Here is a 12,834-nt window from a genome sequence, read left to right as displayed (position 1 = left end):
AGATTGTATTAGCGGAAGACTCGCTCGTGGTCGACCGGGAACGCTTTCTTGTGTTGCTGTAGCCGCTAGCGCCAACCGTGCAGCGCCAGGCCGCCAAACGATGGCCAGGCCGAGAAATCGCGCTCCAGCATTGGCAGCAGGGCACGCAGCCGCTCCGGATTGCCGTGAAAGCTGGTGGCGCTGCCGTCCAGCGTGCGTTCGCCCGACAGGCGATAGAGCGGCCCGGCAGCCGCCCTGACCGGCTGGCGCAGCAGCACCAGTACCGGCGTCGCGCCGGCCTGTGTGACGAGCAGCGAACCCGCTTCATCGGCATCCGCCCGCACGTAGCGCCGCTGCAGTTCCGGCGCCACCCAGCCGGCTTCGAGGGCAATGTGCACGCGCTTGCCGTGGCGGCTGCCCCAGTCGAGGAAGGGCACGGCGAAGCGGACAATCTGGTCCGGATCGGTTCGGTAGTCCATCACGGCCAGGCCGTCGGACGTTTTTGCCAGGCCGTCGAGCAGCTCGCGCTTGTCCCACCACCAGAAGGGCACGACGAATTCGAGCGGCATGCCGCCGGCCGCCGCGTGCAGCGCCTGCGCCATGGCCAGGTATTCGCGGTCGCGCTGTTCCGGGTCGAGCACGGCGTCGTCCAGCAGGTAGGGTTCGACGTCGAACTGCATCGCGCGCAGGCGTTCGCCCAGCTTGGCGGCGCGGTTGTAGGAGGCGTAGGCGCGGGCGCGGTCGACGGTGGCGGCGCGCTGCGAGGGCAGCACCATGTGCGGATCGCCTTCGACGGCCGTGACGGCGATGCCGGCGTTTCCGGCGCGGCGTACGAAGGCGGCCAGGCGGGCCGGTTCGCGCACGCGGGCGCCTTCCAGTGTCACCACGATGAACAGCTCGCGCACGGCTTCGCGCTTGGCCCAGGCCAGCAGCGCGTCCGGCTTGTCGCGCCATTCGGCGCGTTCCCAGATCCATGTGGCGCGCGGCTGCGGCTTGCCGGGGACCGGCTCGAAGGCCAGCGAATCCAGCGTCAGCGTGGCCGTCTGCGTCGGGCAAAGCAGCACGAACTGGCGCCAGCCGGCACGGTCCAGCGCGGCCGGCAAGGGCAGCGCAGCCTCGCGCTTCGATGCATCCAGTTCGCCGATCGCATGTGAAGTTTCACGCGCTGCCGAGGCTTCGTCCGCGGCCTGCAGGCTGAACGCGCCGCCGGCGCTGTAGCGCGCCGTGAGGCGCAGTTTGGCCAGCGGCAGCTGCCAGGGCCCGTCGATCAGCACCCCGGCCGCGCGCGTGCCGGCGCCGCAGTTCAGGCGCAGCTTGCCGTCGGCATGCTCGATACGCACCCGCTCCTCGACGCCAAACGGACGCACGCGCGCCTCGCCCAACAAATTGGTCCGCAGCGGCACCGGGCGCCGCTGCGGTAAGGCGCCGGGCCGGTCGGGTTGCGGCAGGTCGTGGCTGGATGGGACGAAGGGCTTCTTGCCGACCGCGCCATAAAGCAGGATGGTGCGCGCCGGCGTATCGCCAGGCGCGAGCGGATACAGGCTTTCCACCTGCGCCGCATCGACGCCGAGCGCGCTCGCGCGGCAGCCCGGCAGTTGCGGCGCGCTGCTCACCGCCAGCACGCTGCCGTCCGCCAGCCTGGCCTGCACGCCGTCCTTCGGCGCCGCGTCGGCCGGGCACTGGTGCAGGTAAGCGGCGTGTGCGGAAGACGACATCAGGAGCAGGGCAGCGAGCAGTGGCTTCATGGCGCACGCGGCGGCACGCCGGGGCTTTCCTCGCCGATGCCCTTGCGCTTCATCGCGCCCCAGGTCGATTCCTTCTGGCGCAGCCAGCGCCACAGGCCGACCAGGCGCCACCAGGTGTTCAGCTGGCGGTAGCCGAAGTTCTCGAGGATCACGATCAAGCCCAGCATCAGCAGCTGCTTGCCGCGCGGGTAGAGGTGGAAGGACATCTCTTCCAGCAGCAGCCCGGAGGCCGACAGCAGGATGCCCAGCCCCAGCGCCACGAACAGGAAGGCGCCGAAGGCTTCCCAGGAAATCGCGCCGGTCAGAAAAGCGAACACCATGAAGATGTAGCCGCCCAGTTCGATCACGGGTCCGAGCCACTCGAAGAACAGCATGAATGGAAAGGCGACCCAGCCGGCCACGCCGCCATTCCGCGAGAACATCAGGCCCCAGTTCGCGTTCAGGCTTTCGGCCAGTCCGCGCTGCCAGCGCACGCGCTGGTTTTTCAGGGTCGCCATGTCTTCCGGCGCCTCGGTCCAGCACACCGGATCGGGCACGAATTCGATGCGGTAGGGCTGCTTCTTCTCGCGCAGGGTGCGGTGCATGCGCACCACGAGTTCCATGTCCTCGCCGATGGTGTCGGGGCGGTAGCCGCCGGCCAGCACCACGGCGTCCTTCCTGAAGATGCCGAAGGCGCCGGAGATGATCAGCATGCCGTTCAGCGCCGACCAGCCGAGGCGCCCGAACAGGAAGGCGCGCAGGTATTCAACCACCTGGAACAGCGCCAGCAGGCTGCGCGGCAGGCCGACCTTGGTAAGAAAGCCGCCGCTGACTTCGCAGCCGTTGGCCACGCGCACCGTGCCGCCGGTGGCGACCATGGTCGGGTCGCGGAGAAAAGGTTCCGTGACCTTGGCCAGGCTGTCGCGCTGCAGGATCGAGTCGGCGTCGACGCCGCAGAACAGCGGATAGCGCGAGGCGTTGATGCCGGCATTGAGCGAATCGGCCTTACCGCCGTTGACCTTGTCGATCACGCGCACGTTCGGGTAGCGCGTCGAGCGGTAGATCTGGCGCACTTCTTTTGTCGGAATCGTGCGGCGGTAGGCTTCGGGGAAGGGCAGCAGGGCGAACTCGCGCTTGAGCACTTCGAGCGTGGCGTCCTTCGAGCCGTCGTTGATGATCACGATCTCGAATTCGGCATAGGTCAGCTGCAGCATCGAGCGGATCGAGGCGGCGATGGTCGCTTCCTCGTTGTAGGCCGGGACCAGGATGCTGACCGGCGGCTCCAGGCCCGAATAGGCGCGCGGCAGGTCGCCCAGGAACTGTTCCTGGCCGCGCTTGTGCAGGGCCCGCAGCGAGAACAGGTTCAGCAGCAGATAGCCGCCGTTGAGCGCCACGAAGAAGCAGAGCACGAACCAGGTGACGAAGGCGACGATGAGGTTTTCGGTATTCATGCGGGGCTCACTTGTTGGCGCTTTCGGCCATCGCCTGCGACAACATGTCGGCGGCGAAGCGGTCGGTGAGCGAGGCGCGCAAGGCGTCCAGGTCGGCGCGCGACAGCGCCGGCAGTTCGAGCAGGGCTTCCGCCGCGCGGTAGCGCACCCACCATTCGCGGTCGCCCAGCAGCTGCACCAGGCGCTCGGCGTCGGCCCGCTCGCCGACCCGCCCCAGGGCGCGCGCGGCCTGCACCCGCACCTGCCAGTCTTCATGCGCCAGCAAGGCGCGCACATCTAGCAGGGTCTCGGGCGTGCGCACGCCGCGCAGTCCCGCGATCACGACCGGCATCGCGGGACTCTTCAGCGCCGTGCCCAGCACCGCGGCCGGCAGCGCCAGGTGCAGCGCCTCGGCGATGCGCAGCGCGCGCGGCAGCTTGTCTTCGCCCAGTTGCGGCAGCAGGCGCGTGAGCGCGGCGGCCGCCGGTTCCGTCGCCTGCTGCAGGATGCCGGCCGCCAGCGACAGCGCCCATTCCTCGCGCGCGATGAAGAGCGGCACCATGTAGTCGGCGGCCGCCGGCGGATCGATCCGTACCAGCGCCCACAGGGCGGTCAGCGAGACCGTGTTGTCGGGCTGTTCGGCCATGCGCAGCAGGGCCGGCCAGGCTTCACGGTCGTGCAGGTGGCCCAGCACCAGGGCCGACAGCAGGCGCGCCGGCCGGTTGCCGCGCACCAGCAGGCCGCGCGCGTAGGCGTCGATGCCGAGCCGGCGCGCGACCTCGTTCAGGGCCTCGTTCGCTTCGCCGCGCAGGGAACCCTGCAGGTGGGCCCACAGGCGCAGGAAGGGCAGGCGCTCGGCGCGGCCCAATGGCGGCAGGCTGGCCGGCGTCTCGCCGACGATGGCGGCATTGAGCACGGGACGCCAGCGTTCGAGCGCGCGCGCGTCGCTGCGCTGGCGCCGCCGCAGCATCAGGCGCATGCCGATGATCTGCAGGCCCAGCAGCAGGGTGAGGAGCAGCGCCGCGAAGCCGGTCCAGATGGCGGCGGCGATGAAGGTGTCGGGACTGGTGGCCGGGATCAAAGGCGCGTCCTTGCCGCTGCGACTTCAGGCGCCCGGGCGCAGGAAGCGGCGCACGCGGGCCAGCAGTTCCTGCGGCTGGAAGGGCTTGATGACGAAGTCGTTGGCGCCGGCGTCGAGCGCGCGCACGGTGTCGCGCTCGGTGTTCTTCGCGGTCAGCATCAGCACCGGCACCTCGCGCCACTCCTCCTTCGAGCGGATCAGCTGCACGATCTCGAAGCCGTCCACGTAGGGCAGCATCACGTCGAGCAGGACCAGGGCCGGCGGGCTGGACGCCGCGATGTGGTTCGACGCGGCGCGTCCGTCGGCCATGTGCACGACCTGGTAACCCTGCCGTTCCAGCATGAAGCGCAGGACTTGCGAGATATGTTCGTCATCCTCGACAACGAGGACGGTCGGGACGGTGGCCGTTTGTGTTTGCATGCGCTCTGGATAAGGAAAGGATAGCGTCGATTATAGCCAAGCGCTTCGGCCCGGTCGTCCCGCGCCCCCCTTGGCGGGCCGGGACAAAGCCGGTACGCGTCGCAATTGTTGCTGAGTAGCAACGCTAGCAGGGCATGCGGCGTTTTTAGCGGGCGCCACGCAGGGGATCGAGCAGTCCGCGCAGGTTGTTATGGTCGAGTTCGTACATCAGGGCCAGCAGCTCGCCCAGTTCGCCGCGCGGAAAGCCCTCGCGCGCGAACCAGCCCAGGTAGTGGCCGGGCAGGTCGGCGATCTTGCGGCCTTCGTATTTCCCGTATGGCATCTCACGGGTGAGCAGCAGGAGCAGGTGTTCGGGTTTCATGGTGGCGCCACTTTAGCAAACCTGGGTAAAGAGGTAGGATAAGGCACCTGACAAAGCCTCATGGCGGCGTTGCATTCGTCTCGCCGTACTAGTGTACTGTCTTCGACGATGCGCCTTGCCCTGAGGCTTTGTCAGGCGCCTTTGCGCTCTTGGGAGATCGCCATGGACAATGAATTCGACCTCGACCGCTTCGTCAACGCCCAGGATCCCGTGTACTCCGACGTCCTGGCGGAACTGCGCACCGGCCGCAAGCGCACCCACTGGATGTGGTTCGTATTCCCCCAGATTGCAGGCCTGGGCCAGAGCGAGATGGCGCGAAAGTACGCGATCGCCTCCGGCGACGAAGCCGCCGCCTACCTGGCCCACCCGGTACTGGGGCCGCGCCTGCGCGAGTGCGCGCGCCTGGTTTCCACCCACCGCGACATGGACATCGGCGACATCTTCGGCAGCCCGGACGACCGCAAATTCCACTCCTCGATGACGCTGTTCAGCGACGTCGCACCCGACGAAGCCATTTTCCAGACCTGCCTCGACCAGTTCTTCGACGGCCGGCCCGATGCCGCCACGCTGGCGCGGCTCTGAAACGGCCGCCCGTCCTGCCGATCGGCCCGGCATGCGCTGGGCAAGCCCATCTTGTGCGTATAATCCGCCGGGTATCCGACCTTCTTTAATTACTGAAAATAAGAACTCATGGCTTCATCCGATAACATCAGCATGGCGGTGTTCTGCGATTTCGAGAACGTGGCGCTGGGCGTACGCGACGCCAACTACGAAAAATTCGACATCAAGCCCGTGCTCGAACGCCTGCTGCTCAAGGGCAGCATCGTCGTCAAGAAAGCCTATTGCGACTGGGACCGCTACAAGGGCTTCAAGTCCACGATGCACGAAGCGAACTTCGAACTGATCGAGATTCCCCACGTGCGCCAGTCGGGCAAGAATTCGGCCGACATCCGCCTCGTCGTCGACGCGCTCGACCTGTGCTACACCAAGTCCCACGTCAACACCTTCGTCATCATCTCGGGCGACTCCGACTTTTCGCCGCTGGTCTCCAAGCTGCGCGAGAACGCCAAGCAGGTGATCGGCGTCGGCGTGAAGCAGTCGACTTCCGACCTGCTGGTCGCCAACTGCGACGAATTCATCTTCTACGACGACCTGGTGCGCGAAGTGCGCCGCGCCGCCGCCAAGCGCGACGAGCGCAAGAGCCAGCCACAGCAGCAGAAGCGTGGGGGCGGCGACGACAAGCGCAAGGAAGAGCTGGAAGCGCGCAAGACGCAGGCGCTGGAGATGGTGGTCGAGACCTTCGACGCGCTGGTCTCCGAACGCGGCGACACCGGCAAGATATGGGCCTCGCTGCTGAAAGACACCCTGAAGCGTCGCCGTCCGGAATTCTCCGAGGTGTACTACGGTTTCCGTACCTTCGGCAACCTGCTGGAAGAAGCGCAGGTGCGCGGCCTGTTCGAGTTCGGCCGCGACGAGAAGTCGGGCACCTATGTGTACCGCAGCACCAGCGCCGCCGCGGCGCCGGCCGAAGGCTTGAGCATGGCCGAGACCATCATGGCCGCACCTGAAGCGCTGGCCGAGGGCGAGGAAGCCGCGCCGGCAGCCGAGGCCAGGGAAGAAGGCAAGGGCAAGGGCCGCACCCGTGGCGGACGCGGACGCAAGAATGTGCGCACCGAGGCGCCGTTCGTGGCGGTGACGCCGGACGAGGTTGGCGAAGTAGCCGACGTGGCCGAGGTGGCCGACACTGCGGCGGCGGAGGAGCCGGCCGTCGATGCGGGCATGGAAGCCTGGCCGGCCCCGGCCGCGCTGGAAGAAGTGGTCGCCGCCGTCGAGCCGGCCGTGCTGGAAGAAGCGCCGGCGCCGGCGAAGAAGGAACGCCGCCGTACGCCGCGCAAGCCGACCGCCAAGCAGCTGGCAGCGCAGGCCGCGGAAGTAGCGGCGCCTGAAGTGCCGCAGGTCGACGCCGCGCCGGCGGCCGAGGTGCCCGTGGCCGAGATCGCAGCGCCGGTCGCAGCACTGGCCGACGAAGCGGACGACGAATGCGCCTTGCCCGACGACGTCGACGGCAACGTAGCGGGGAACGAGAACGCCGCTGCGCGTCTGAAATCCGGCCGCGGCGATGCCAAACGTCCGGCCCGCAAGCCGGCGGCACGCAGCCGCCGTCCGGCCAAGCCGAAAGCGGCGCCGGAAAAGGGCTGATCGGCGTAGGATCGAGACAGCGGCAAGCGGCGCGCGGGGGAGCGATCCTGCCCGCGCCGCCCGGCTGGATCGATCAACCGTGGTAAAAGGAGCTGTCATGCGTGCGCTTGCCGGATTGCTGCTGTCCTTCCTTGCCCTCGCCAGTGCGCCGCCGGCAGTGGCCGCGCCGCCCGCCCCCCTGGCCACCCACCCCATCCTCGGCATCTGGCGCCTGGCCCTGCCCGAACTCCACTGCGTCGAAACCTACCGCTTCCGCGGCGACGGCACCACCCTGGTGACGAGCAAGGAAGAAATCTCCGAAAGCGAATACCGCATCCCCGACAAGCCCAGCGCCAAGGGTTTCTACAAACTCGAAGACCGCGTCACCAAGGACAATGGCAAGAAGGATTGTTCCGGCGAGATCATGAAGGTCGGCACCCAGGCCACCAATTTCGTGCGCTTCCACCCGTCGGGGGCGCTGTTCCTGATGTGTAGCGACGAGACGATGGAGGCATGCATCGGGCCGTTCGAGCGGGTGGAAGGCGAGGAGGCGTGACCGGGCGCCGGTGGCCGTGGGTTCGATGTGGGTGTATATTGCTGGGCGAATCATCATCACCCACGGAAACACATGTCCCCGGTTCTACTCTTCTGCATCCTCATCGGCTATTTCGCGCTCCTGCTCGGCGTCGCCTGGGCCACCTCCCGCAACGCCAACAACGACAGCTTCTTCATCGGTAACAAGAGCAGCAACTGGATGCTGGTCGCCTTCGGCATGGTCGGCACCACGCTCTCCGGCGCCACCTTCATCAGCGTCCCCGGCGCTGTCGGCAAGGATGCCTTCGGCTACGGCCAGATCCTGATCGGCTATATCTTCGGCTACATCGCGGTGGTCTACATCCTGCTGCCGCTGTACTACCGCCTGAAACTCACCTCGATCTACCACTACCTGGACGTGCGCCTCGGACGCCGTGCCTACCAGAGCGGCGCCGGCTTCTTCATCATTTCGCGCCTGCTCGGTTCGACCGCGCGGCTCTACCTGGTCGTGAATATCCTGCAGGCCATCATCCTCGACAGCCTGGGCGTGCCGTTCTGGCTCACCACGCTCGTGATCCTGGCCATGATCCTGATGTACACCTACCAGGGCGGCGTGAAGACCATCGTCTGGACCGACACCCTGCAGACCACCTGCATGCTGTTCGGCCTGTTCGCCTGCGCCTGGTTCCTGCTGGGCGAACTCGGCATGTCGATTCCCGAGAGCCTGAACGCGATGCAGGCCAAGGGCCTGTCGCGCATCTTCACCTGGGACTTCGACAGCCCCAATTTCTTCTGGAAGCAATTCGTTGCCGGCATCTTCATCGTGCTGACGATGACGGGCATGGACCAGGAAATGATGCAGAAGACGATTTCGGTGAAAACCCTGGCCGACTCGCAGAAAAACCTGCTGAGCCTGACGCTGGTGCTGACCGTCGTGCTCTCGTCCTTCCTGTTCCTGGGCGGCCTGCTGTACCTGTACGCGCCGCTGGCCGGCGTGACGGCAGGCGGCGACAAGATCTTCCCGGCGGTCGTGATGGGGCACCTGCCGGCGGCCGTGCAGATCATCTTCCTGATCGCGCTGGTCTCGGCCCTGTTCCCCAGCGCCGACGGCGCGATCACGGCCTTGACCTCCACCTTCTGCATCGACATCCTCGGCATCAAGCGCCGCCCCGACCTCGACGTGGCCGCCCAGGAAAGCCTGCGCCGCCGCGTCCACCTCGGCTTCGCGCTGCTGTTCCTGGTGCTGGTGCTGGGCTTCAAGGCGGTCGACGAGCCGAGCATGATCGGCGTGATCCTGAAACTGGCGGCCTATACCTATGGTCCGCTGCTGGGCCTGTTCGCCTTCGGCATGCTCACCAAGCGCAGCCTGACCGACCGCCTGGTGCCGTATGTGACGATCGGCGCGCCGATTCTTTGCGCGATCCTTGAGTTCTATCAGCAATACTTGCTCGGCAGCTATCGGCTGGGACTTGAACTGTTGATGGTCAATGGCATACTCGTATTCGTTGGTCTCTTTGCGATCTCGCACAAAGAGACGGCGGACAAAATCACCGTGACTGCTTGACCTTCCTCTTTTTAGTGGAGTTCCGATGTCTTTCAAACCCCTGAGTTCCCTGCGCCGCGGCATTGGCATGTTCTGGCGCGGCCTGGATGTGACCCGCCGCTTCGTTCTGAACAGCCTGTTCCTGCTGCTCGTGGTCGTGTTGCTGGTGGCAGTCTTCACCGGCGGCCCCAAGCCGCTCGTCTCGAAAACGGCGCTCGTGCTCGAACTGCGCGGCGACCTGGTCGAACAGCACACGGGCGGGCTGCGCGACGCGCTGCTGGCCAACGTCGGCGGCGAAGTCAAGCGGATGGTGGAGCTGCGCGACCTGCTGGTCGTGCTCGACGCCGCCGCCAAGGACAAGAACATCAGCAGCGTCTACCTGCTGCTCGATGAACTCGACGGCGGCGGCCTGGCCATGCTGCACGAGGTCGGCGCCGCGATCGACCGCGTCAAGGCGGCCGGCAAGCCCGTGATCGCCTGGGGCGGCAGCTTCGACCAGAAGCGCTACCTGCTCGCCTCGCACGCCAGCGAGGTCTATCTGCACCCGATGGGCATGGTGCTGATCGAAGGCTTTGGCCGCCACCGCAACTACTACCGCGACGCCCTCGACAAGCTGGGCGTGACGGTCAACCTGATGAAGGTCGGCACCTATAAAAGCTTTGCCGAGCCCTATATCAGCAATGGCCCGTCGCAGGCGGCGACCGAGGCGGATACCTTCCTGTACGGCGCGCTGTGGAACGGCTACACGGCGCTTGTGGAAAAGAACCGCAAGCTGCCCGCGGGCGCAGTCGCGCGCGGCATCGACCAGCTGCCGCAGATGATGGAAGCCACCGGCGGCAACGCGGCCCAGGTGGCGCTGAACCTCAAACTGATCGACGGCATCAAGACTAAGGATGAAGTGCGCGCCATGATGATCAAGCGCGGCGTGTACGACGAGTCGGCCAAGAGCTTCCGCCAGGTGTCCTTCGGCGACTACCTGGGCCGCAATCCGCAGAAGGCCTTCGGCGACGCCGTCGGCGTGATCGTCGCGGCCGGCGAGATCACCGAAGGGCAGGGCGGCCCGGGCGTGGTCGGCGGCGTCTCGACCGCCAACCAGATCCGCCGCGCGCGCGAGGACGATGCCATCAAGGCCCTGGTGCTGCGCGTCGACTCGCCCGGCGGCAGCGCCTACGGCTCGGAACTCATCCGGCGCGAACTGGAACTGACGCGCGCGGCCGGTAAACCAGTCGTGGTCTCGATGGGCAGCGTGGCCGCATCCGGCGGCTACTGGATCTCGATGGCGGCCGACGAGGTCATCGCCGACCCGGCCACGATTACCGGCTCGATCGGCGTGTTCGCCATCCTGCCGACCGCCGACAAGGTCGCCGACAAGCTGGGCGTGCGCACCGCCGGCGTGACCACCACCTGGCTGGCCGACGCCTACAACCCGCTGCGCCCGCTCGATCCGCGCTTCGGCCAGCTGGTGCAAGCCAGCATCAACAACGTCTACCGCGAGTTCACCACCCGCGCCGCCGCCGCGCGCAAGACCACGCAGGCGAAGATCGACGAAGTCGGCCAGGGCCGGGTCTGGACCGGCACGCAAGCCAAGGAGCGCGGCCTGGTCGACACGCTGGGCAGCTACGGCGACGCGCTGCGCTCGGCCGCCAAGCGCGCCAAGCTCGGCGACGACTTCCGCGTCGCCTACGTCGAGCGTCCGGGTTCGGAGTTCGAGCGCTTGCTGTCGCTGCTGGGTGTCTCGACGGCCCAGGCCATCAATATCCAGGTCAAGCTGGGCATGCTGCCGGATGCGCTGCCGGCCGGCGCCGTGGCTGGGGTGGCGAAGGACCTGGGCTGGCTGTCGGACCTGGCCGATGGCAAGAAGCCGTTTGCGGCCGTGACGCATTGCCTGTGCGAACTGCCATGACATTGAGACCTTAAGCCATGTAGCGGTTTTGTATCGGCTGTTACAAGTTGTGGGAGGGGCGCCGGATCATCCGGCGCCCTTTTTTTATCCAACTGCGCCCTACGTCGTCCTATGGTGTAAAGCGGTGTAAAGACCGGGTTTTCGGGTTGGCCAGGCGGCGTTTTTAACCGTCGCGCTATGTACGTTATGAAACATATCCCTGAGGCGGCGCGTGCTACATTCCGAGCTATTAATTGTGCATTTGTCAGCAAGCCGACATCAAGGATGAGCATGGATTCCACCGTATCGCCGAACAAGACCCCGAATCCCCCGACGCGGCCCAAAAAGCGCAGCAAGGTCATCGGCAGCATCATCGCCGTGCTGGCCATGATCGCGCTGGGGGCGCTGGCCTGGTACCTGACCCATCGCACGCCGGACGTCGGCGCTGCGGGCGGTCCCGGCGCCGCGGCGGGAGCGCGTGGCGGTGCTGGAGCCGCTTCGGGCGGCGGCCGCGGTGGCGCTGGTGGAGGCGGCAGGCGCGGCGCGCCGGCCACGACGGTTGGCGTCGCGACGGCCGAGCAGGTCGACATTCCGGTCACCTTAGAGGCCCTGGGCACGGTGAAGCCGGCAGCGGTGGCCACGGTACGGCCGCAGGTCTCGGGCGTCCTTCAGAAGATCAACTTCACCGAAGGGCAGATCGTGCGCGCGGGCCAGGTGCTGGCCACGATCGACCCGCGCCAGTCGGAAATCGCGCTGCTGCAGGCCACCGGCCAGCGCCAGCGCGACGAGGCCCAGCTGGAAAACGCGCGCCTGCTGCTGTCGCGCTACCGCACCCTGCTGGAGCAGGATTCGATCGCGCGCCAGGAAGTCGATACCCAGGCCGCGCTGGTGCGCCAGCTCGAGGCGACCGTGAAGACCGACACCGCGGCCGAAAACCTGGCGCGCCTGAACCTGAGCTATGCGCAAGTGAAGGCGCCGATCTCCGGGCGTGTCGGCCTGCGCACCGTCGACATCGGCAACCTGGTCAGCAGTGGCGACGCCAACGGCATCGCCGTGATCACCCAGTTCTCGCCGATCGACGTCGAATTCGCCGTGCCCCAGGACCAGGTGCCCGAGCTGCAGGGCCGCATCGCCCAGAACGCCAAGCTGCCCGCGATTGCGCTCGACCGCACGCGCAGCGCCACGCTCGCCAGCGGCCGCTTCGCCGCGCTCGACAACCAGGTCGACACCCAGACCGGCACCGTGCGCGCCAAGGCCAGATTCGAGAACACCGACAACAAGCTGTTCCCGAGCCAGTTCGTCAACCTGCGCCTGGAAGTGCGCACCATCGAGGATGCGGTGGTCGTGCCGGTCAACGCGATCCGTCACGGCGCCAACGGCGATTTCGTCTACGTGCTCGATCCGCAGGCGAAGACGGTGGCGCTGCGCACGGTGACGCGCGGGCAGGCCTTCGGCGACAAGGTGCAGGTGGCGACGGGGCTGAAGTCTGGCGAGCAGGTGATCACCGAAGGTGCCGACCGCCTGAAGGACGGGGCGAAGGTCACCTTGCCGGGTGACCGTCCGCAAGGCGCGGCCGCTGGCCGCCAGGGCGCGCAGGGCGCGCAGGGCGAACGTCCGCGCCGCCAGCAGCGCGAGGGAGCCGCACAATGATGGTCGTCGTAGGGTGGGCACCCCGTGCCCACGCGGATATGTGCATCGCGTT

The 12,834-nt window shown here is 67.1% G+C and carries 11 protein-coding genes; 6 read left to right on the top strand and 5 right to left on the bottom strand.

Annotation, left to right across the window (positions count from 1 at the left end; all coding sequences use genetic code 11):
* Positions 1–65: 65 nt before the first annotated feature.
* From ACFPQ5_RS14015 to ACFPQ5_RS13995, 5 genes are all read right to left on the bottom strand, one after another.
* Positions 66–1,724 carry a hypothetical protein gene (locus ACFPQ5_RS14015; protein ID WP_379756565.1) on the bottom strand — a complete coding sequence of 553 codons (1,659 nt, stop codon included), beginning with the start codon at positions 1,722–1,724 and terminating at the stop codon, positions 66–68.
* On the bottom strand, positions 1,721–3,154 hold the full coding sequence (locus ACFPQ5_RS14010) for a glycosyltransferase family 2 protein (protein ID WP_379756562.1): 1,434 nt from the start codon (positions 3,152–3,154) through the stop codon (positions 1,721–1,723). The genes ACFPQ5_RS14015 and ACFPQ5_RS14010 overlap by 4 nt, the downstream gene beginning before the upstream one ends.
* Before the next feature lie 7 nt (positions 3,155–3,161).
* A complete protein-coding gene (locus ACFPQ5_RS14005) occupies positions 3,162–4,214 on the bottom strand; it encodes a HEAT repeat domain-containing protein (protein WP_379756559.1) in 1,053 nt (350 codons plus the stop codon).
* A gap of 24 nt (positions 4,215–4,238) precedes the next feature.
* On the bottom strand, positions 4,239–4,634 hold the full coding sequence (locus ACFPQ5_RS14000; RefSeq protein WP_379756556.1) for a response regulator transcription factor: 396 nt from the start codon (positions 4,632–4,634) through the stop codon (positions 4,239–4,241).
* A gap of 145 nt (positions 4,635–4,779) precedes the next feature.
* On the bottom strand, positions 4,780–4,995 hold the full coding sequence (locus ACFPQ5_RS13995) for a DUF3820 family protein (RefSeq protein WP_379756553.1): 216 nt from the start codon (positions 4,993–4,995) through the stop codon (positions 4,780–4,782).
* A 162-nt stretch (positions 4,996–5,157) separates the two neighbouring features.
* Between ACFPQ5_RS13995 and ACFPQ5_RS13990 the strand changes: the two genes are divergently transcribed.
* The 6 genes from ACFPQ5_RS13990 to ACFPQ5_RS13965 all read left to right on the top strand — a co-directional run bounded on the left by ACFPQ5_RS13990 (position 5,158) and on the right by ACFPQ5_RS13965 (position 12,782).
* Positions 5,158–5,577, top strand: coding sequence for a DUF1810 domain-containing protein (locus ACFPQ5_RS13990; protein ID WP_379756550.1), 420 nt, complete (start codon positions 5,158–5,160; stop codon positions 5,575–5,577).
* A 108-nt stretch (positions 5,578–5,685) separates the two neighbouring features.
* Entirely contained in the window at positions 5,686–7,194 is a 1,509-nt protein-coding gene (locus ACFPQ5_RS13985; RefSeq protein WP_379756547.1) for an NYN domain-containing protein, read from the top strand.
* 97 nt (positions 7,195–7,291) lie between these two features.
* Positions 7,292–7,729 (top strand): hypothetical protein, encoded by a 438-nt coding sequence (locus ACFPQ5_RS13980; RefSeq protein ID WP_379756544.1) that lies wholly within the window; start codon positions 7,292–7,294, stop codon positions 7,727–7,729.
* Positions 7,730–7,801: 72 nt separating this feature from the next.
* Positions 7,802–9,271, top strand: a complete 1,470-nt coding sequence (locus ACFPQ5_RS13975) for a sodium:solute symporter (protein WP_379756541.1) — start codon at positions 7,802–7,804, stop codon at positions 9,269–9,271.
* A 25-nt stretch (positions 9,272–9,296) separates the two neighbouring features.
* Positions 9,297–11,153, top strand: a complete 1,857-nt coding sequence (gene sppA / locus ACFPQ5_RS13970) for a signal peptide peptidase SppA (RefSeq protein WP_379756538.1) — start codon at positions 9,297–9,299, stop codon at positions 11,151–11,153.
* Positions 11,154–11,423: 270 nt separating this feature from the next.
* On the top strand, positions 11,424–12,782 hold the full coding sequence (locus ACFPQ5_RS13965) for an efflux RND transporter periplasmic adaptor subunit (RefSeq protein ID WP_379756535.1): 1,359 nt from the start codon (positions 11,424–11,426) through the stop codon (positions 12,780–12,782).
* The last annotated feature ends 52 nt before the right edge of the window (positions 12,783–12,834 follow it).

It is taken from the genome of Massilia suwonensis (assembly GCF_042655665.1).
GTDB lineage: Bacteria > Pseudomonadota > Gammaproteobacteria > Burkholderiales > Burkholderiaceae_D > Telluria > Telluria suwonensis.
Note: the sequence above shows the minus strand (reverse complement) of the source record. Positions and strands in the feature narration are given on the sequence as shown.

What these genes read in the sequence shown, in the direction of transcription:
- ACFPQ5_RS13995 (WP_379756553.1), bottom strand. Translation starts at nt 4,995, where the DNA reads ATGAAACCCGAACACCTGCTCCTGCTGCTCACCCGTGAGATGCCATAC.
- ACFPQ5_RS13990 (WP_379756550.1), top strand. Translation starts at nt 5,158, where the DNA reads ATGGACAATGAATTCGACCTCGACCGCTTCGTCAACGCCCAGGATCCC.
- ACFPQ5_RS13965 (WP_379756535.1), top strand. Translation starts at nt 11,424, where the DNA reads ATGGATTCCACCGTATCGCCGAACAAGACCCCGAATCCCCCGACGCGG.
- ACFPQ5_RS14010 (WP_379756562.1), bottom strand. Translation starts at nt 3,154, where the DNA reads ATGAATACCGAAAACCTCATCGTCGCCTTCGTCACCTGGTTCGTGCTC.
- ACFPQ5_RS14015 (WP_379756565.1), bottom strand. Translation starts at nt 1,724, where the DNA reads ATGAAGCCACTGCTCGCTGCCCTGCTCCTGATGTCGTCTTCCGCACAC.
- ACFPQ5_RS14000 (WP_379756556.1), bottom strand. Translation starts at nt 4,634, where the DNA reads ATGCAAACACAAACGGCCACCGTCCCGACCGTCCTCGTTGTCGAGGAT.
- ACFPQ5_RS13980 (WP_379756544.1), top strand. Translation starts at nt 7,292, where the DNA reads ATGCGTGCGCTTGCCGGATTGCTGCTGTCCTTCCTTGCCCTCGCCAGT.
- ACFPQ5_RS13985 (WP_379756547.1), top strand. Translation starts at nt 5,686, where the DNA reads ATGGCTTCATCCGATAACATCAGCATGGCGGTGTTCTGCGATTTCGAG.
- sppA (WP_379756538.1), top strand. Translation starts at nt 9,297, where the DNA reads ATGTCTTTCAAACCCCTGAGTTCCCTGCGCCGCGGCATTGGCATGTTC.
- ACFPQ5_RS13975 (WP_379756541.1), top strand. Translation starts at nt 7,802, where the DNA reads ATGTCCCCGGTTCTACTCTTCTGCATCCTCATCGGCTATTTCGCGCTC.